The organism is Methanomicrobium sp., assembly GCF_055145805.1.
The window spans coordinates 1-19579 of record NZ_JBSREC010000020.1; the positions used below are offsets into that span (position 1 = coordinate 1).

The 19579-nt window shown below is 37.7% G+C and carries 17 protein-coding genes; 3 read left to right on the plus strand and 14 right to left on the minus strand.

Annotated features, from left to right (window positions below; translation table 11 throughout):
• Nucleotides 1–48 precede the first annotated feature (48 nt).
• Nucleotides 49–1614, minus strand: coding sequence for a molybdopterin oxidoreductase family protein (locus tag ACTB1O_RS01285; RefSeq protein ID WP_462993334.1), 1566 nt, complete (start codon nucleotides 1612–1614; stop codon nucleotides 49–51).
• 123 nt (nucleotides 1615–1737) lie between these two features.
• Between ACTB1O_RS01285 and ACTB1O_RS01290 the strand changes: the two genes are divergently transcribed.
• Complete coding sequence (locus ACTB1O_RS01290; RefSeq protein ID WP_462993335.1) at nucleotides 1738–2277, plus strand: hypothetical protein; 540 nt, start codon at nucleotides 1738–1740, stop codon at nucleotides 2275–2277.
• A gap of 85 nt (nucleotides 2278–2362) precedes the next feature.
• Here the strand turns inward: ACTB1O_RS01290 and ACTB1O_RS01295 are convergent, their stop codons facing one another.
• The 3 genes from ACTB1O_RS01295 to ACTB1O_RS01305 all read right to left on the minus strand — a co-directional run bounded on the left by ACTB1O_RS01295 (nucleotide 2363) and on the right by ACTB1O_RS01305 (nucleotide 5460).
• Complete coding sequence (locus ACTB1O_RS01295) at nucleotides 2363–3298, minus strand: hydantoinase/oxoprolinase family protein (RefSeq protein ID WP_462993336.1); 936 nt, start codon at nucleotides 3296–3298, stop codon at nucleotides 2363–2365.
• Nucleotides 3291–4178, minus strand: coding sequence for an ATP-grasp domain-containing protein (locus ACTB1O_RS01300; protein ID WP_462993337.1), 888 nt, complete (start codon nucleotides 4176–4178; stop codon nucleotides 3291–3293). Before ACTB1O_RS01300 ends, ACTB1O_RS01295 begins: the two co-directional genes overlap by 8 nt.
• Before the next feature lie 67 nt (nucleotides 4179–4245).
• Nucleotides 4246–5460 carry a CARDB domain-containing protein gene (locus ACTB1O_RS01305; protein ID WP_462993338.1) on the minus strand — a complete coding sequence of 405 codons (1215 nt, stop codon included), beginning with the start codon at nucleotides 5458–5460 and terminating at the stop codon, nucleotides 4246–4248.
• 146 nt (nucleotides 5461–5606) lie between these two features.
• Between ACTB1O_RS01305 and surE the strand changes: the two genes are divergently transcribed.
• Complete coding sequence (surE, locus tag ACTB1O_RS01310; protein WP_462993339.1) at nucleotides 5607–6389, plus strand: 5'/3'-nucleotidase SurE; 783 nt, start codon at nucleotides 5607–5609, stop codon at nucleotides 6387–6389.
• Between the two features lie 110 nt (nucleotides 6390–6499).
• Here surE and ACTB1O_RS01315 read toward each other — a convergent pair whose 3' ends face one another.
• The 7 genes from ACTB1O_RS01315 to ACTB1O_RS01345 form a co-directional block, all read right to left on the minus strand.
• Entirely contained in the window at nucleotides 6500–6988 is a 489-nt protein-coding gene (locus tag ACTB1O_RS01315) for a HEAT repeat domain-containing protein (RefSeq protein WP_462993340.1), read from the minus strand.
• 49 nt (nucleotides 6989–7037) lie between these two features.
• Complete coding sequence (locus ACTB1O_RS01320; protein WP_462993341.1) at nucleotides 7038–8351, minus strand: condensation protein; 1314 nt, start codon at nucleotides 8349–8351, stop codon at nucleotides 7038–7040.
• A gap of 97 nt (nucleotides 8352–8448) precedes the next feature.
• On the minus strand, nucleotides 8449–9561 hold the full coding sequence (locus ACTB1O_RS01325) for a sugar-specific transcriptional regulator TrmB (RefSeq protein ID WP_462993342.1): 1113 nt from the start codon (nucleotides 9559–9561) through the stop codon (nucleotides 8449–8451).
• Entirely contained in the window at nucleotides 9545–10531 is a 987-nt protein-coding gene (locus ACTB1O_RS01330; protein ID WP_462993343.1) for a homoserine dehydrogenase, read from the minus strand. Before ACTB1O_RS01330 ends, ACTB1O_RS01325 begins: the two co-directional genes overlap by 17 nt.
• Entirely contained in the window at nucleotides 10531–11019 is a 489-nt protein-coding gene (locus ACTB1O_RS01335; RefSeq protein WP_462993350.1) for an amino acid-binding protein, read from the minus strand. Before ACTB1O_RS01335 ends, ACTB1O_RS01330 begins: the two co-directional genes overlap by 1 nt.
• Nucleotides 11020–11127: 108 nt before the next feature.
• Nucleotides 11128–11955, minus strand: coding sequence for an NAD(+)/NADH kinase (locus ACTB1O_RS01340; protein WP_462993344.1), 828 nt, complete (start codon nucleotides 11953–11955; stop codon nucleotides 11128–11130).
• Nucleotides 11952–12728: a bifunctional fructose-bisphosphatase/inositol-phosphate phosphatase gene (locus tag ACTB1O_RS01345; RefSeq protein ID WP_462993345.1), complete on the minus strand. Its 777-nt coding sequence runs from the start codon at nucleotides 12726–12728 to the stop codon at nucleotides 11952–11954. Before ACTB1O_RS01345 ends, ACTB1O_RS01340 begins: the two co-directional genes overlap by 4 nt.
• 82 nt (nucleotides 12729–12810) lie before the next feature.
• Between ACTB1O_RS01345 and ACTB1O_RS01350 the strand changes: the two genes are divergently transcribed.
• Entirely contained in the window at nucleotides 12811–13191 is a 381-nt protein-coding gene (locus tag ACTB1O_RS01350; RefSeq protein WP_462993346.1) for a translation initiation factor IF-5A, read from the plus strand.
• A 167-nt stretch (nucleotides 13192–13358) separates the two neighbouring features.
• On the opposite strand, the gene ACTB1O_RS01355 is transcribed toward ACTB1O_RS01350, so the two are convergent.
• The 3 genes from ACTB1O_RS01355 to nrdD form a co-directional block, all read right to left on the minus strand.
• Nucleotides 13359–17474: a HEAT repeat domain-containing protein gene (locus ACTB1O_RS01355; protein ID WP_462993347.1), complete on the minus strand. Its 4116-nt coding sequence runs from the start codon at nucleotides 17472–17474 to the stop codon at nucleotides 13359–13361.
• A gap of 284 nt (nucleotides 17475–17758) precedes the next feature.
• Nucleotides 17759–18778, minus strand: a complete 1020-nt coding sequence (locus ACTB1O_RS01360) for a hypothetical protein (protein ID WP_462993348.1) — start codon at nucleotides 18776–18778, stop codon at nucleotides 17759–17761.
• A 173-nt stretch (nucleotides 18779–18951) separates the two neighbouring features.
• Nucleotides 18952–19579 (minus strand): anaerobic ribonucleoside-triphosphate reductase (gene nrdD / locus ACTB1O_RS01365; RefSeq protein WP_462993349.1); only part of this gene is annotated, 628 nt, incomplete at its 5' end.

Genomic DNA, 19579 nt, shown 5'->3' on the forward strand with positions numbered 1-19579 from the left:
CTTCATCTTTTGCCCATGCCCAGAGCATATCTCCTTTTGCTACCATATTCAGGCCTCCTTCTCAATTTTTGCAGCTAATGCCCTTTCTCCGCCTGTCAGCATACAGACACATTCTTCTCCAATGCACATTGACGGAACAAAGATTGTTCCCTTATCTAAATCATTGGTTATCATAATTGGTGCTGTGACAGAGCCTTTTTCTGTTGTAATTTTAACTGAATCGCCTGCAAGAAGTTTGTACTCCTTTGCATCTTCCTTGCAGATTTTTACAAATATTCCCGGAACTTCACGGACTAATGATTTGCAGTTCTCGGAGAGTGTGCCTGAAGAACCGAATCCATGCCAGATTGTTGCACCGGTTATAAGTGCAAGCGGATATTCTTCAGAAACTGAAACTGCTGCAGGTGCCTCTGCATCAGCAATAAATGCTGCCTTTGCATCAAGCATAAATCCATCCGTTGATATTGCCTCAAAGGAAAGTTCAGGATAGATCTCTTTGAATATTGCTTCTGCTGATTCGTATCCGAAGTTTGCACCAAGTTTTGCTGCAACATCAGCTACAATCTGCCAGTTTGCTTTTATGCCATCTCCGGGTTCCTGTGCCTTGCGGACAAGCTGAATGCGGCGTTCTGCATTTGTGAGTGTTCCGTCAACTTCTGCAAATACTGCTGCAGGAAGGACTACATCTGCTGCCTTTGCGGTTCCTGTAAGGAATGAATCCTGAACAACTACAAAGTCTGCATCAAGAGGTCCGAGATCTTCGCCCATTACATAGTATGCTTTTATTGCATCGTTTGCAATGATTGCATCATATGACTTGTCTGCACCAAGATTTAGTGCGCCACGACCGTTTGCCTGTGCAGGAAGTGCACAGAATACTGCTCCCTTCTCGTCAGCAAGTTCCTTTGCTGCCTTTGCAACTGCTGCTTCGGAGGTGTTCATTCCGATACCAAAAAGAACTACTGTATTTTTACCTTCTACAAGAGATGCTGCTTCTTTTATTGCTGCAATCTCCGCTCCGGGTGCTGCTTTGACAAATTCTGTTGCCATTTTGGCCATCGGACTTGCATAGGTATCAATTGTGATTACTTTTGCACCCTTGTCTTTTGCATTTGCAATTCTGCGTGCAATAAGCGGGTGTGACTCCACAATGTTACCTACTGCAACAATGCAGTCTGCCTTTGCAATATCGGCAATTGTTCCTGCTGATGCATCAATTCCCACTGCTGCTGCACTTGTGAAGTTCTCTGTCTTGAAAACTTCGGTTGCAAGCTTTTTGAGTGTGTAGATGTCTTCGTTTGTTGCATTTGCAGATGCAATTACCGCAACCTGTTCAGGACTGAATCCTGCGCATTTGCCTGCAATTGCTCCAAGTGCTTCTTCCCATGTTGCTTCTGCAAGAACGTCACCCTTTTTCACCATAGGGGTTTTGATTCTTGCATCACTGTTCACAAGTTCGTATGCATAATGACCTTTCTGACAGGTCTTGCCATCACAGACAGGTGAGCGCTGGAACGGTGCAGTTCCAACTACTTTGCCGTCTACGACTACGAGGTTGAATGAACATCCTGTCCCACAAAATGGGCAGACTGTTGGTACATATTTGAATTCCATAACTATACCTCTAACAGAGAAATATTGGATATTTGTAATATATAAAAACAATGTTTGGCAACCCTAAATGTGCGCAACAACGGTGGAATTAATAACGTATGAGTATAAATTCATAATTTAAAGATGAAAAAAGTTGCAATACCTCCCATGATTGCTGACATTGTAATGAATGGCATATTTAATCTGGACGGATTTCTTTATGATAAGGCAGAAGAATGTCCTTACTGCGAAGGAGAATTAAAAGGGCATGATACAAAAAGGAAAAAATTTGCAGCAATAATTGAGAATAAACTGCGAAAAAATATCATTGTAAATGTAAAACGATACAGGTGCACAGGATGCAAAAAACTCGTATATGCCGATTCACCTTTTTATGACAACATCAGAATGGGTGCTCCGATAGTTGATTTTTGTATTTTAAATCTTAAAATCCATCCCGCAAATCATATATCAAAAATCCTAAAAAAAATGAATATACTTGTCAGTCCTTCGACAATCAGAAACTTTACCTCAATAAATTCCGATAATATTCCATCTGTCACTTTTAACGGGATCGTGTTTCCTTTATCTCTGCTAAATATATCAGAGAATATTCGTAATGATGAAAATTCCGGAATGGATGCAATGATTGTTCAGATGATGCAAAAAAGGCGAAATCTATAATTTTACTAATTTTAGCCGAAAAAATAAAAATTTTCTAATGAAAAAGATCAGGTTATTGCAGAATAACCCACTGAAAAAATGAAACTTAGAATATACCTTTTCGTTTTGCCAACTTACATACAGCATACGCAGGCAGGGCATCTGAAAAAATCTCTTTATCCGAAGAGAGATCAGTGCATCCAAAGATCTCTGATGTTATATGTGATCCAATTCCCGCCGCAATAATATTCTCAGAATATGTATCATACATTGCCCTCGTCACCTGCTCCATTATCAAATCTTTCTGCTCTTTGAAAAATGCATCTGCAATTTCAAGTGCTCCCTTTTCACCAATCTCTTCAAGATCTGAACAGACAACTCTTGAAAGCCTCTGAAGAGATGCCTTATATGAGGCTTCCGCACCATCCGGTGTTGGTGTCGTATAGTCCTCTTCTTTTATTTTTCCGAGAACAAGATTTGCATCAGCACTCTGGGCGAAATATTCACTGCTTACAAGCGTATCATAACCGTTAACACAGACTTTTCTTAAAAGAGAGGGGATTGTGCTCCTCAAAGTGCCGGTATACACCAGATATCCCTTTCTGAGGCGATCAAGATCTGTCATACCCTTTAAGGACTCAAATGCATTCAAAGGGATTATGTCGGTTGTAGTGCTTCCAAAATCCACAAGGACAGTGTTCTCATATTTATTACGCAGACAATCTGCTGATGCAAGCCAGTTTGCTGCTGCAAGAAGGTGAGAAGGTTTATCATGGAATTCCCCGTCCATACCGTAAAATAAAGAATCAGGAATAGCTTTTTTTACTGAATCACAGATAAATTTTATTCCTTCGTCCTTACCTGCAAAACCATCGGCAAGTTCACCACTCATAACAACTGCCGCTTTCTTATCAGAATAAGGCTCAAGGAGTTTTGTAAGAGGAGCATTATCCCACATTGGACAATAATGAATTTTTACAGAATTGTTATCAAAGATTTTCAGATTTGCCCCGCCAATGTCAATACCAATAATCTCAGTCAATCTTGGTCACCACACCTTTAGTATCAAAAGAAACCCTTCCTTTCAGATGCACTGATTCAGGAATATTACCTTTTGAGGATTCCACTAAGATATCTGCAATTTCCTCTTCCATTATTGCACATATACCAACAAGACTTGTTGTGGGACGCGGATTCACGTCAACAACATATATCCTGTCTGAAACAATCATATCAATTCCAATATATCCCTGGCATCCCAGTACATCCATGCATTTTAAAGCCGTTTTTATTATCTCATCCATTCTTGGATGTGAAACAGGAGTTTCTCCTCCTTTATAAAAAAACCTGTTTTCTTTCATTTCAATATATTGTCTGTTAACAGAAAGAACAAGAGGCCTTTTTCCACTATATGAAAGACAAACATCTCCTGTAACACGACTTCCTACAAGACTTACGCTGACATTTTCCCCTTCGATAAACTCCTGCCCAAATTCGCCGTCATTTGGGGCATCTTTTGAAAGACGCATGTTCTGACCATCTACACCATTGATTTTTTTTATTAATTTCAGACCCTCCGATATCTCTTCAGGTACAGAAATACCATTTGAGGATAGTATTGCACCGGTATGACGCTTATTGGAGCACAATGCAATATTGAGGCTCCCACACCCAATATTTCGGGTATTGTCCTCAACAATTTTGGTAAATCTGCCGAGAATATCATCAGGTGCAATTACAAGACCAAAATCACACTCAGGTGCAATTCGCTTCAACTCCTCTACAAAGTCCCCTCTTTCAGGTGAAAGAACTTCATACCCACAGCACTCAAAGCTTTCCCTTAATACTTTGAGCATAGCTGCACCCTCCGGTGCGAGTTTGGGATCGTTAAACACTGTATATTCGGCTATAAGCGCCTTCATTAGTAATAAGTTTGAATCTGAAAACAGATGAGGATAACGATTGTAGTAATATCTGTTTTTAAAAAGATTATTTTGTCTTTTTATTAATTTTCATATTATCTATTGCTTTTTCAAATTTTTCTTCCATTTCTTCATTAATATCTTTATTTTTTGAATCCCCTGCTTTTATACATTCACCTTTATCAGATCTAAAGAAATCAATTTTTGATCTCATCCAGCTGGCCTGGCGTTCACAATTTTTATTTAAGCCGTAAAAATATCCAAGAGCAAAACTTAACACAGAAAGAAGAATTGATAGCAGACCTACCACACCACAGATGAAACAAATATCTGAGCAACCCTGTACCTGAGCAGGACATTTATCAGACTCTGTAATGACAGTCTGTGAAGTTTTAGATTCGGAATCAACTTTTATAACGGAGACATCTTCTGATTCAAAAAACTCCTCGAAACCGGGATTCTCAATAATGACTTCATAATGGTTGTTTTCATAGTCTGATTCATTTATCCTTTTGTCATAGTCTGCCTGGGCTTCAATAAAGGATGTACTTCCTGAATATGTTATCTGGACAGGTTCAAAGATAGTGATACTCTCTCCTGACGGCAGATATCCAACATTACTCACAATATCCACTTTATTACCATCTGCAAAAAGTGCAGTTATACTCGGATCTGAATCCCCGTCACCCATATTTTTTATTGTATATGAAATTCTTGAGATAACGCTTTTTTCAGTATCAAAATCTGCCTTGAGATCTTCTATAATTAAATCAGGCTTGGGATCCTCCCTTCCAAGAATATTTATCTCCACGACCTGCCAGTTTTTTGGATTTGAATGCTTTTTCATTCTATTTCCGGTTATGATAGTGTATGCAGGAGATATCTTCCAGACACCTGGTTTATCAAGTGAAAATGTTTCCTTAACACTGACGTAATCTCCGGGATAGATAGTTTTTCCAATATAATTCTGACCAAGCCTTACAGTGTAACCCTGCGGATCCGTAAGATCAAAGAAAAGCCCCCCTGGCTGATCTATTACAATCTGATTATATTCTGTTGGCTCATATTGAAGCATATATGCAGCAGTTACATCATCACCTGTAAATAACTCAGGCAAATCTCCCGAGATACTATAACTGCTTATTTTTAACCCTTCCGGAGAGATCACAGGTTGTTCCTGAGAATAATACACAACTGATGCCGAAACTACAGGCACTGCCATTAATAACAATGTTATAATAAAAACAGCAAAACCTGCAAGTCTGATATTTTTACCTGACATGGATATCACACAAGATAGTTTTCTGTATATAAGCAAATACTATTATACCTGCCTAAAATATATCAGAAAAATTAAGTCAAAGTGGCCGTGGAATTAATAAGGCTTTTTATTTATTAAAACATGTGATAAAATGAAAGAGGAGATCTATGAGACCAAAAATACTATTGACAAATGATGACGGGGTAACATCAGAAGGTCTGTGGGCTACGTATGAGGCACTGACAGAATTTGCTGAAGTTACTGTAGTTGCACCATCAACACAGCAGAGTGCTGTCGGCAGATCGATCTCAATATTTGAGCCGATACGGGCGAATAAAATACTAATAAACGGAAAGGAAGCATATTCTGTCGGGGGCAAGCCAACAGATTCTGTAATTATTGGTCTTTTTGCCCTTAATTTAAAACCGGATCTGGTTGTATCAGGAATCAACATCGGTGAAAATCTGTCTTTTGAATCTGTAATGACCTCAGGAACAATAGGTGCGGCACTCGAAGCGGCTAACCATGATATCCCTTCGGTTGCCTTTTCACTTCAGGTAGAAGATCAGGGAGAAAAATTTGATGATCCCAAATATTCACGTCTTGACTTCAAAGAGTCAAAAAAAGCAATAACTTACATAATTAAAAAAATTCTGAAAAACGGTTTTCCTGCAAACAGTGATGTAATTAATGTAAATATTCCAAAAAATTTTACAGGGAAATATGAGATTACCCATCTCGCAAGAAAACTCTTTGAAACAGGAGTTGAAAAAAGACTTGATCCACGCGGAAGACCTTATTTCTGGATTAACGGCCCTCTTTACGATGATGCCCGGGAAGGTACTGATGTTCATTCAATATCAAAAGGAAATATATCCATAACCCCGTTAACACTCGATTCAACCGCATATACAGGAATGAACGAAATAAAAAAAGTTCTGGAAATATAATTATTTATTTTTTTGAATTTCTGTTTCACTACATTAGTTAATAAAAAAAATTTGAAAATGTTTATTTCAATTTTATATATAGTATTCATTTTTTTAGTTATAATTTTTAATCAAATCTCTTTATCCTTATTAATTTTTATTATAGCTTCTTTCATAGCTTCTCTGGCCCGAATATCTTCCTCAGATTCAATGGCTTTTAAAATTGCGCCATAAGCTGTTGTACCTCCAAGAATGCCAAGAGAATGTGCTGTAATCCTGCGCACGTACTCATTCTCATCTCTTAAAAGAGGTATTAATGACATCGAAAGTTCTTTATTGCCAAAAATACCCATGTCCTTTGCCGCCATATAGCGGACATGGTCTTTTGGATCTTTTAGCATCCGGGTAAGGGAATTTATTGCTCTTTCGTCTTTTATGAGTCCCAGTGCTTCCACTGCCCTGTATCTCACTATCCAGTCAGGGTCATCAAGGATTCCAATTAAAGGCAGGACCGCAGTCTTGCCTAAATTTACAAGGGATTTTGCCGCTTTTGCCCTTGTTTGTTTATCACTATCATAAAGTTGTGATATGTATATTTTTATCGGGTCCTTTTCAATCATTGTTATAAATTTTAACTTTTCGCGGTATTAAATATGTAATATCCTTCTTTCATGGAAGATAATTATCAACATATTTCAGAAATGTTTCAACAGTATCTTTGGAATACGGCCCTTCTTCATAACCTGAAAGAATTGTAATGGAGTCTTTGAATGTTGAGACAGTCATCAAAAATCCAGGCGGCCAGCAGATTGTAGGAAGAAAAACTGCATATTTAATATCAAGGCTTTTTTCATCAGCGTCTTTAAGTGGCAGGAAACATTCAGGATTTATTATTCCTATATTTGAAAAAACAGGATTTTTAAAACTGGTTTTCTGATATCCGGCCATCATATCACTGTAAAAATCCAGAACTTTATTGATACCACCGGCAAAAATTTTCTCATAAAAAGCTATACAGCCAAGACCCAGTTTTCCTGATTTTTTCTCCCTCGTGATTTTTGTTATTTGATCAATTATATCCTTTAATTCTGAATTTTTATCCGCTTTCAAAGACACTTCATAAGCAATGGACAAATTTTGCGGATGGATATCGTTTTCCCTGCCATAATATCTTCTGATATCAGCTGAAGTTAAAATGGATTTTTTTGAACTTTCATTTGATTTGCAGGAATTAATTTTTAAAAGCGCCAGAAAAAAGGCGCCAATTATAACATCATTTACAGTAGCACCATATTCCCTTCCAAATTCCTTAATTCTCTTTAATCTTTCAGGAAGAAATTTTCTGGCAGCAATACGGGGAATTCCACGTCCACAACTAACAAACGGAAATGACCATCTGTCAATAAAAGGCTCTTCATTATCCAGAATATCTCCTATTTCGGATGCTGGAAACTTATCCAGAATATCTTTTGTGCCCCTGTAGTACCAGCCTTTTGACTCAGGCTCATAATCAGGATTGTCCTGCAAATTCCGGTATATGCCAAATATTTCAGCTGCAAGATCACTTAAACCGCGTGCATCAGTAAAACCATGGTGGCAGGTAACAACCACCGTATCATCATCTACGCACCGGTATATTCCTACCCGTACCTGAGGCCCTTTGTAAACATCCAGTGCAGGAGGAGGATTTGAAAAAATTATTTCATTTGATCCGGATATCTCTAAAATATAAAATGCTCCATCATAACTATTCTCAGACATACTTTCCCAAAAAGCGACATCTTCTGTTTCATTATAACGCGATGAAAGATACGGATTAGAAACAATTGCTTTTATTGTTGCACTTTTCAGGCACTTTTCATCAATTCTGCCATTTAATTCAAAGATAATATGCATTGTAGGCTCATATATCCGGTTAAAATGGACATTAAATACATCAAACACCGGGGCAGAAACTTTCAGAATCTCTTTTGAGCTACTCATCTTCAAAAAGTAATTGTGACTTATTAAAGAATAGATTTTGTTTTTAAAAAAATTATCTTTTCACTATTTATCCGCCCGTTTTTTTAAAAATACTGAACTAATTCTTCATTGGATCTAAAAGAACTTCATTGTCAAGTCCCCTAAAGGATACAGCCGCAACTGCGCCGATAATTCCTCTTCTGCCCATTAAAAAGATGTTTTCCTCAAGTGCAATATCCCTCGCATCTTTCTCTGACAATATGGATTCTCTTGCCGACTCCCCATAATTTCTAAGATTTTTTGATACCATAAATCCGGATTTAATGGCAATACCCCAGTTTTCAGAGAGTGATTCATCCTCCACAAACCGGGCGGCAATATTTTTTATCTGATCAACCTCTGCCGGCAGAACAGCAAGTTCTATAAAACTGCATGAATTCCCTGCTGTACAGTCAGCTAATTTTGGATTTAGCATAACAACTCTGTGAGATATTGGTATTACATCTTTAAGCTTGCCCAGATATTGCAAAAGACCGAGTGCAAGCGCAAAGGTTGCCCCGCCCTCTTTTGTATCTGTATCGTCTATGCCAATAATCAGATGTGACATAGCTCTTGTATAGACCTCGCCTTCAACAAGAGAACCAAAAACATCCAGTTTAATATCACAGACACCCTCTGCCATTTTCATCATATCAGTAAGTGAATATGCAGGTCCCCCGATACACCTGATCTTCTGGATGATAAAATCGTCTTTCTGCTTTATGCCCACCACACCAACCGCGGATGACGGGTAAAGCCCAATTTTGTAATCTGAATCACTGGTTTTGCAACCAAGAGAGGCATATTCAATGAGAAGTGTTCCTTCACGCTGTGCTTTTTTAATCACACCTCCGGCAAGTGAATGATGATGGCGACAGAATGCTGCGCATCCGCCGCTTCTGCACTCATGGAACACTGCGACATTCTCTCCATCAACAGTTGTAAAAATTTTTTTGCATGCCGTCTGAAGCATTGCGCTTTTTGTAATGTACTTTGCAGGAGAACGTCCTCTTTTCTCCTCCTTTAATACAACACATTTCTCATCAGAAAGACGGTTAATCCAGTCCTGAATTGTACTTCGTGGAATTTTTGTCTGTTCTTCAATATCATGAACAGTAAAAAAGCCTTTTTTGAGGGTACAGTCCCTCATCAGTTCTAAAAATTCCCTTCTCTTCTCAATTACGCCCGCCATGACACTCCCTTATGAAAAGCAGATCGGAGATTATTGCACTTGCAGTCTCAACAGAACCTGCGCCTTTTCCAATAAATGTAACATTTCCTGCAAGATCTGTTTCAGCCGTAACTGCATTAAGAGTGTCCTGGACAACAAGAGTATGGTTTTTTGATAAAATTCTGGGTGAAACACGAAGTGTTTCAGTTTCCACATCGATTTCGCCTATAAGACGGATTGTCTTTTCGTCCTCGCTGGCAAGCTGGAGAGCAGCCGAGGGAATGTTGTCAATTCCGGTAATATCAACATCATCAAGAGTTTTATTAAAACCAAGTATCGTATTTGCAAGAATTACAAGTTTTATAGCGGCATCTATTCCTTTTATATCATAAGTAGGATCAGCCTCGGCATAGCCAAGTTCACGTGCCTCCAAAAGAGCCTGCTGGTATGTCAGTTTCTCATCCGACATCCTTGTCAGAATATAATTGCATGTGCCATTAAAAACACCATTTATTCTTTTTATCTTATTTCCGGCCAGACCATACTGAAGTGCGTGAATGATTGGTATTGCCCCGCACACCGCAGCCTCAAATCTGAGAGTGCACCTGTTCTCGTCCGCAATCTTTAACAGATTCCTGTATTCAAGAGCAACAGGTCCCTTATTTGATGTGACAACATTCTTCCCGTTTGAAAGGGCGTATTTCATGTAATTTAATGCAGGCTGACCGGTTTCTGCATTTGTTGGCGTCACTTCAACAAGAACATCATAATCTGCAGATTCCAGAATTTTTTCAGGTGTTATTTCCTTATCACCACAAAGGCCCGTTTTTTCTTTTTTTTCAAATATTTTACAGATATCAAGTCCGTTATTATCTATTACCCCGCTCTTTGAATCTGCAACTGCCGTAATTATTATCCCAAGATCTTTTTCATTTATTATTCCGGCAAGTCCTTTACCAACAGAACCAAAACCCAGTATTGCTATCTTCATCAGATACCCTCCAGAGGTTCTACAATTAAGATTCCTTTCTGTTTTGAAACATTTTTTAGAATCTCCATCGCACGGTTAATATCTTTCAGACTGTCTGATTTTATTGTCATCTTTGCAGATGTGGGTTCATTTACAGCCGGCATTATCAGTGAAAGTTCCCCGACTTCCGCAAAACCGGTGGCGTCTATTTTATCCACGGTATCACTCAAATCCGTATGCATCAGATGACCGATTAGAATAACCGATTTTCGGATTAAAAATCTCTCCTCACCAATTCTAAGTATTGAAACACCACTTTTTTTAAGAAGAGTCTTGAGTTCATCAAGTTTTCCTGCCGGTAGTTCTAGTGTAACCTCAACATCAAGAGTCTTGTTTTCCGAGAGCGGATCTCTTTCATGTATTACCGATTTGATATTGCCACCAACATCAGATACCGGCTTTAGTGCCGCTACAAGATGACCGGGAGAATCCTTTATCTCAAGTTTCATAGATACCTGCATATATCCAAAAACACCTGATAAAATAATTAGGACTAAAAGGAGATAAGCCTTTTACAACAGATTCAGACTGAATAAAAATGAAAATTTTGATTTTTATTAAAGATTTTTAAGTTTGCTGTCAACTTTTGCAAAGAAATTTTTGCCGGCATTTATAAAAAGCGCCGGTTCAGACGATTTTTCAACAGAAACTACATTGCCATTATAAAGTTCCAGGATATGCTGACCATCAAGAACCAGATCTGCCGGTTTTGTACTGTCAAGCTCAACCCTCAGTCTTCGTTCACTGCTGACAATATGCGGCCTGGAAGAAAGATAATAAGGAGCAAGCGGGACAATTAAAAAAACATCTGTCCAGGGATCAACAATAGGTCCCCCTGCACTCATAGCATAACCTGTCGACCCTGTGGGAGTACTTATTATAACACCATCAGCCCTGAATCTTTCAGCAGGTATATAATCAATATTAATCGTAAACTGGAGTATCTTTGCAGGTCTCGAAGTGACTATTACAGCTTCATTTAACGCTTCACCAACAAATTCTCCATCCACAAGGAGATGAAGACGCATTCTCTTTTCTATTGTAAAATTACCTGCCTCTATTTTTAAGAGATATTCTCTGGCCTCTTCAGGTTCAAGATCTGTTAAAAATCCTACGCGACCCCGGTTTATACCGATAATTGGCATCTGTTTATCAAGTTGTCTTACAGTATGAAGAACAGTACCGTCACCGCCAATTACAACCGCAACATCACCATTGAGATCCCTGAAATTTGTCCCTGCACCAATCCCAAGTGCTAAAGATGTTTTATTTTCACAGATGATCTCATGCCCTCTGTCCTTCAGAAATGCCAGTATATCTTTTGCAATAAAAAGGGCTGTCTCATCATCAGGTCGTGCAACCAGTGCAAATTTTATTTTAATCACCTCAGATATTCAATTACTTTTTTATGAATCAGTCCGTTTGTTGCAACAAGGCACTGCCCCTGACTGACATCATCTGTAAATTTTATCGGATAACCATTCTTGTTTGTTACAGTACCTCCCGCTTCTTTACAGAAAAGCATTCCTGCCGCAGCATCAGTAACCCTCAAAGTATTCCTCAGATCAATAAAACCATCCAGACGACCACATCCGACATAACATAATTCAAGGGCAGATGCACCATACAGTCTCCATCTGCGAATCTTCTCTCCAATTTTCATAATTGTTTCCGGATCAAATTTTTTCCCGTAGACGCTGATTGTACTTTTCTCTAAAAGGTCTGTATCAGAAACACGGACAATTTTACCTCTGTTATACGCACCTTTACCTTTTACAGCATAAAATGATTCGTTATGGGCCAGATCACGAACATATGCCTTTTTAATAATTCCTTCCTCTGCATATGCAATAGAGAGTGCATAAAAAGGATTCCCGGTTATGGCATTATGCGTGCCGTCAACAGGATCAAGATATATGGTTCCGCATTTGCCGCCAATATCATCAAATCCTATTTCCTCACTAATCAGGATTTTACAGACTCCTTCTCTCTTTAAATATCCTATTACTATCTCCTCTGCAATCTGATCTATTCTTTTGGTAGGTGTCCCGTCAGCCCCCTGTTTTATAATATCTGCAGCTTTTTTAGTCCCTATAAGAGGTGAGATGGCCTCAGTCACTTCCTTTGCAATATCTTCACAGCATTTATAAAATTCCATAATTATCACATCTGCATATTGCATGATTCTTCGTTGAATTTATTTAAGTTGATTGTGATATACATAGTAGAGTTTGATCATTATGAAAGAACAGACTGAAATTGGAAAATTAAAAGAAGGACGATATGTTGTTGTTGATGACGAACCATGCAAAATTCTGAGTATTGCAACATCAAAACCTGGAAAACACGGTGCAGCAAAGTCCAGAATCGATGTTGTTGGTATCTTTGACGGAGTAAAACGTTCAATAGTCAACCCCGTATCCGCAAAAACATATGTACCTATTGTTGAACGCAGAACTGCACAGGTTATCTCTATCTCAGGTAATAATGTCCAGTTTATGGATGCAAAGGACTTTGAGATGTTTGAGCAGACTCTCAAAGAAGAAGTTGTTTCAAAACTTGAAGCAGGAACCGAAGTTCCATACATTGCCTCAATGGGCAAAAGAAAACTTGAAGATTAAATTAAATAATCTATACAAGATTTTTTTTAGCCGTAAAACGGTTAATTTAATTTTATCTCCTAAAAAACGGGATTTTTATATCAGATTATCTTACAAGCCTAAAATAATAGCTTTTTTCTGAAAAACGAACAGAAATAAATTATAACAGGCATTGTTCTGATAAAAAATTATTCTAAACTGATCTGATCGGTTATTTCTTCAATTAATGCGCAAACAGAATCCTTTTTCTCCGGTTCCACAGTTATTTTCTCCAGGTGCGTCAATATTGGAATTGCTTTTTTGCCCTGATTTAACAGGCCATTTTTTGCAGCATCTGAAACTCTGATATCAACATCAAAAAAGGCTTTTGCAAGATAGGGCATAGATTCTGCTTTATTCATTTGAACAATAACTGTTATGGCATTTAGCCGCTTTTCAGGATTTTTGCTTTTCATTAAAAACCCGAGTGCCTTCAGTGCAGGTAATCCTTCTCTTTTTAAAGCATCCCATTTTTCAGAAAGAATTAATTTCTTTATTCTTTCATTCTGTTCAATTTCCTTTTCAATACTTTTAAGGAGAGAATTTCTTTTTGTATCATTGCTGTTTATTCTGGTTTTACTTAAGACAGGCAGAGCAATAGTCCCATATTTTATCAGATATGCCTTTGCGATAACCGAAACCTTTCTGTCTGTATCGAAAAGTGCACTTATAAGATATTTTACAGATTCAGGAACGCCGATTTTACCAATTGTTCTTACTGCATTCAGCCGCATTTCAGGATCTTTTTCAGAAAGAAGTTGTGACAGATACAAAACAGCAGATAAACCCATTTTTTCAAGTTCTTCCCATCTGCTTTCTGATATACAGGATTTTATCCTTTCTGTTTCTTCAATCTCAGATATAAGGTCATTTAACAATTCTTTTTGAGAAATGTCATCATTATTTGCTGAAATCGACTTTAATTGCGGTAATGCAGTCCCACTCATTTTAAAAATTGCCGAACGTGATTTTTTTGAGATTTCCTCATCCATATCAAAGAGCATATAAGAAAGAGGTGGAATCGATTTTTCTGTATTTATTGCGATCAGAGAGTCCAGGGCCTTCATTCTTTTACCGGAATATGGATCCTTTAAAACCTCAGATAAAGGTGAAATTGCAATCGGTCCTGTTTTTACTACTTCATCCCAATTGTTCCCTGCAATATAATAATAGACCAGATCTTCTTTCTCTTTCGGAATAAGTCTCAGACTTTCAAGAGTTTTTGCAGCCGTTTCTTTGAATGAATCTTTTTTATCACCCTTTAGAGCCATCACAAGAGGATTTTTAACACTTTTACCATAGGATTTTAGTGCGTACACAGCCATCTCACGTATACCCTGATTATTATCGTCAAAAAGCAAAATCAGAGGATCAATTGCTCTATCATCTTTAATTCTGCCAAGCACTTTTACTGCAGCCGCACGAATCTGAGGATTTTTATCCTTTATTGAATGGATCATAGCATCAAAGATCCTTTTATCCGAAAGTTCGCCGAAAGACTCAATAAGCACTTTCTTTACATCAGAGTCTTTTTCGCTGTAAATTCTGTCATGCAAAGCATCATTTGCTTCTTTATCCTTACATTTGACAATATTTTTTGCAATAATTATTTTTATCTCAGGCCTTCCATAGTTTAAGACCCTTATCATACCCATTATTCCGGGTTTGCCGGTCCTGATTAGAATGTCTGCAATTATATTCTGGAATTCTGTATCTGCATTATTCATAGTATTGATAAGTGGTTCTATGGCAGGTTCTCCCATCTTTACAATTTTATCAGAATAATCAGATCTTAATGATTCATCATCACTCTTAAGCCCGACAATAAGACGTGAGACCTCCATTGCAATCTTTTTCTTAAGTTCCAGTTCTTTTTTGATAATACTGTCAATTTCATTCTGGGTAAGCTGCTTTTTGATATCCTTCGCAGTTTTTTCATCCTCTTCTGTACCTGCCCGACTGATCAAATCATCTATTTCATCCTGAGAAAGTTTCTTACATAAAAGCTGGGTAGTCCTCTTGTTCTCTACGTAAACAGACCGGTGAAGAAGTTCATCAATATCTTCCTGTGTGAGTTTTTTGCCCAGAAGTTTTGAGGTGTCGCTTTTCTTAGTGGATCTGGAATTTCTTATAAGATCGTCTATCTCTTCCTGATTTAGTTTCTTTTTTAAGACAGAAAGTGCGTCAGTATCATTTGCGTTTAAAACTCTGTCAAGAAGACGATCCAGGTCATCAAGAGAAAGCTTCCTTCTTAATAGACTTGCAGTTTCATGACTGTACTCTCTTATCTTCCCCCTCTCTTTTTTAATTTCTCTTTCAGTAAATATATCAAGAATTGTGCGTGCATTTCTCCTGACTTCCTCATCCTTATCACCCAGATACTCCCTGACATACGGGACTATCTTCATATCACCGGTTTTGGAGAGAACACTCAGCATTCCTAATTTTTCCATCTTTGTCCCCTGAATACTCACTCTGTGAATCTCCACCATAAGAAAATTGAACATAAAGTTGCTCATTTTTAAAAGAGCTCCCATTGCTTCAGTTCTTACATCAAAATCAGGATCATTTAAAGATCTTGTTGCAAGAGGTATGCCATAAGGATCACTAATCCCTCCAAGTGCAGTAAGAGAAGAAATTCTCACAAGTTCATTAGGATGAAAAGCCATATTTTCAATAAAAGGAATTGCAGGATTGCCCATTTTTGAAACAGCCAGGGAACTTTCCAATCTTACACTTTCTTCAGGATCTGAGAAATGCCTGATTAAAACAGGTATTGTAGCTGTGTCCCTTATTTTTCCAAGTGAATATGCTGATGCACGTCTTACATTTCCGCATTCATCCTCAAATGTTTTCAAAAGGCATGGTATAGCATCCTTTGCATACAAATCTCCAAGAGCCTCAATTGCTGCAATTCTTACATTTTCATTGCTGTCTTCTGTCAGAAGGATAAGAATATCTGTTGATTTTTTTCCATATTTTTGAAAATTTTCAACAGCGACAATACGAATAATAGGATCTTCATTGGAAAGAGATTTTGATAATCTAATTGCCACCTCATTTCCAAAACCGGACACTAATATTTTTTCCTCCCAGTATTCAGGTGAATTTAATTCAAACGAATGCTTTGATTTGTTCAAAGAATCCCCAGAATTGTTTTCCTCTGCTTTTTTGTCTTCTTCTTTAAAATAATCCAAAGCTTCGGAAATACCTGCTTTTAAAGTTGTATCTTTATTTTTTGATGCATTTTTGACAGCATCTGTACCTGGTTTGCCAAGGGAGTACAATATTTTAAATGCACTTTCTCTTGTTTCAAAAAAATCATCACCCAGAAATTCAATAAGGCAGGGTATTGCAGTTTCACCCATATTTTCAACATCTTTATAACTGCCACGCAACATCAGTGATTTTGCCTTTTCATAATTGTTTTTAGGTCTCCAGTTAGTCTTTTCAAGCGACCATGACGCTTCTACCCTGACGTCAGGGTCGGAATCACTCATACTCCCTACTAAAAGAGGTATTAAGGATTCCTCTCTTTTATCAGCAATCGCAGCAACTGCAGCCTGCCTGACACCACTATCATTATCACTTAAAAGAAGCCTTAAGAGTGATTTTGAATTTTTATCATCTGTTTTTGCAAGAACTGAAGCAATTTTCTTTTTAACCTTACCATCAGAAATATCAATTCCAAAGCTAAGAGCAGGTATTGAAGAACTTCCTGATTTCCCAAGAGAATTCCAGTCTTCTTTTACAAGAAAATAATATGCACGCTCAGTCTGATTTGTTGAATTCCATTTAATTTTATCAAGAGATTCCACTGCCTGTTTTCTGACATCTATATTCTCATCACGAAGTAGAAATACAAGCATATTAATCATATTTTTGTCAACTCTGCCAATATACCCAATTACAAGTGCAGCCCCCTTTCTGGATTTATATTTTTTATTCTCAATAAGTTCTGAAAGTGGTTCAAGTACAGAAATTCCGTTTTTGGCCATATGAGCTATCGTTCTTGCTGCACCATCACGAACATTTTCACTGCCGGATATCAAAAGATTGAGAAAAGTGCCTATAGAATCTTCACTGTATGTGCCAAGTATTTCAGCAGCGCCTGCCCTCATCTGCTCACTGTTATCACCTAAAGCCTTTAGAAGTGGCACTGAACCGGCTTTGCCTGCCTCTTTGAGTTTTTTTATCGACTCTTTTCTTACCTTTTTATCGGAAGAATCCAGAGAAGAAATTAAATCGGTTATTGAATCTGACAATTTCGGTACCGTATTTTATATTCCTATTTTAGAAAGTGCAAAAATCACTGCCTATTTACAATCAAATTATAGTAAACTCTGATATAACTAATTATTTTAATTACTTTATATCAAAATATCGTAACAGCACTACAGTTTAACAAAATAATTTAGAGTTTGAATAAATAAGCAATAATGCAAATTTTCAGAAAAATGTAGATTTTTTAATTTCCAGATCTTACTTAATATTACAGATACTTATTCAAAAAGGTAATTTGTCCTCTTAAATTGAATTCGGATTTTTTTTAAACATCAGACATAAGATATTTTTTAGGCACATTTATATCAATCTTATATGAGCTTAACATATTAGGATTGATTATAAAATAATAATTTCCGGCTCCTTCATAGAATGCATGATTCCAGAGATATTCATTGAGATTCTCTCTTGAAGGTCCTGTTCCTGTGGTTTCTTTATCTCCACCAGATTCAACATCTTCAGGTTCGGCAAAAAAATCCTCACTTGAACTACCCTCAGCTTTGTCTATCACCTTTGGCAGAGGGCCCTGTGTTCTTGAATTCAGAATATAAACAATGCCATTTGGTTTATCTGCATCCATCACCTGAACATTTATTGAAGGAATTACGTAGTACTGACTGGAAGTATCCACACCTGTGCTACTTCCCTGGCTCCCCATTATACCTTCAACTCCACCGGCAGAACCACCACCTCCGGATTGTGCTTCAGCCGCTTCTAATATTTTTTTCCTTTCATTATACTGTTGCAGTGTTATTGCCCCGCTATTATATTCCTCTTTTAATTGATCAATTCTAAGGGAATAGTTTATAGTGGTTGTAAAATCAGTGCTCCCGACATCACCCAAACTCTCAATGGTTACTTCTATCTCCCAGTATGGAAAAGGAATGTTTATTATCTGGGTTGTTGCATCCCACCGTCCTTCTATTGTTGCATAAGTTTCCAGAGTGTTATCTTCAGGTTGTTCATATCCAGGCATCCGAAACCCAAAGTCCCTCACATCTGAAGGCCACTGGAGATTATATGTCGAAGGGTCAACAAACTGAACCGTTTTTGCAGACCCGTCCCATGCAGGGGTGGAAGTAGGAGCAACAGTTGTTCCGGACATAACTGGACTATAAGGTGTTGTCTGTGCTCCCTGTGGAATAGGTATATTTGATACTGTATCCGATTTTGTTTCAGGAAGAATCTGTACAGTTTCTCCGTTCATTATTGGTTTGACAACAAGTGCCAGCACAATTACAATAATAATTGCTGAAACAAAGAACATGAGATCCTGTTTTTGCATAATTTCTTTTTGGTTATTTTTATTTATATATAGTTTGTTTTTCAGAAAAAGAGAAAATTCTTAAAAAAGGCAGTGAATCTAATCCGGCTTTTTTAGTATTAAATCTTAAAAGAAGTGATAAAAAATTGTTTTATTAATATAATTTTAAAAAAGGTTTTTTTCTTTAAATTGTATCAGACCCTTATTCCGTGATCAACAGGAGAAATCCCTGTTTGCGCTCCTGATTTCTCATTTTTATATTCCCTGAACTGCTTTAGGGAGACAGTAAGATCCCTTGTAAATGCAAAGTATCCAATCTGCGTATTTTTACACAGATTCATAGCCATATCCATAAGCCCTCTCGGGTCAGGTCTGGCCTCTCCCAGCCAGATATGGAATATATTACCCCCGTCAACAATCGGGAAGAAGACATGCTCTAGCTCCATTCTTTTGGTAAGTGAAATATCAGCACCGGGAGTTACATGAATACCATTGGTATAGTATATCGGAAGATCAAAAGTTGTGCCTAATTTTTCCATTGCAGTATCCAGGTCGCCCTTTATTACTTTCCGGGTATATTTGCTGAAACGGGAGTCTATTAAGTCTGCAACACTAAAACGCTGTCCTGTAGTTTCTGCAGGTGTCCTTGCAAGAGCAATTGTCATATCATGTTTTGCCGAGATCTCTTTTGCATACATCTCCATCTCAGTCATTGCCCGGACTGCAAGCGCAAATGCTTCCCTGCTTTCATGAATCTGGGACCCGGTATGATGCTGAACCATCTCATTTACGCCAACTATTCCAATTGTATATACAAGTCCT

Bases quoted from the DNA above. Each gene is read 5' to 3' on its own strand.
- ACTB1O_RS01285 (WP_462993334.1), bottom strand. From the start codon at position 1,614: ATGGAATTCAAATATGTACCAACAGTCTGCCCATTTTGTGGGACAGGA.
- ACTB1O_RS01305 (WP_462993338.1), bottom strand. From the start codon at position 5,460: ATGTCAGGTAAAAATATCAGACTTGCAGGTTTTGCTGTTTTTATTATA.
- ACTB1O_RS01325 (WP_462993342.1), bottom strand. From the start codon at position 9,561: ATGGCGGGCGTAATTGAGAAGAGAAGGGAATTTTTAGAACTGATGAGG.
- surE (WP_462993339.1), top strand. From the start codon at position 5,607: ATGAGACCAAAAATACTATTGACAAATGATGACGGGGTAACATCAGAA.
- ACTB1O_RS01290 (WP_462993335.1), top strand. From the start codon at position 1,738: ATGAAAAAAGTTGCAATACCTCCCATGATTGCTGACATTGTAATGAAT.
- ACTB1O_RS01320 (WP_462993341.1), bottom strand. From the start codon at position 8,351: ATGAGTAGCTCAAAAGAGATTCTGAAAGTTTCTGCCCCGGTGTTTGAT.
- ACTB1O_RS01350 (WP_462993346.1), top strand. From the start codon at position 12,811: ATGAAAGAACAGACTGAAATTGGAAAATTAAAAGAAGGACGATATGTT.
- ACTB1O_RS01360 (WP_462993348.1), bottom strand. From the start codon at position 18,778: ATGCAAAAACAGGATCTCATGTTCTTTGTTTCAGCAATTATTATTGTA.
- ACTB1O_RS01300 (WP_462993337.1), bottom strand. From the start codon at position 4,178: ATGAAGGCGCTTATAGCCGAATATACAGTGTTTAACGATCCCAAACTC.
- ACTB1O_RS01335 (WP_462993350.1), bottom strand. From the start codon at position 11,019: ATGAAACTTGAGATAAAGGATTCTCCCGGTCATCTTGTAGCGGCACTA.
- ACTB1O_RS01315 (WP_462993340.1), bottom strand. From the start codon at position 6,988: ATGATTGAAAAGGACCCGATAAAAATATACATATCACAACTTTATGAT.
- ACTB1O_RS01345 (WP_462993345.1), bottom strand. From the start codon at position 12,728: ATGGAATTTTATAAATGCTGTGAAGATATTGCAAAGGAAGTGACTGAG.
- ACTB1O_RS01330 (WP_462993343.1), bottom strand. From the start codon at position 10,531: ATGAAGATAGCAATACTGGGTTTTGGTTCTGTTGGTAAAGGACTTGCC.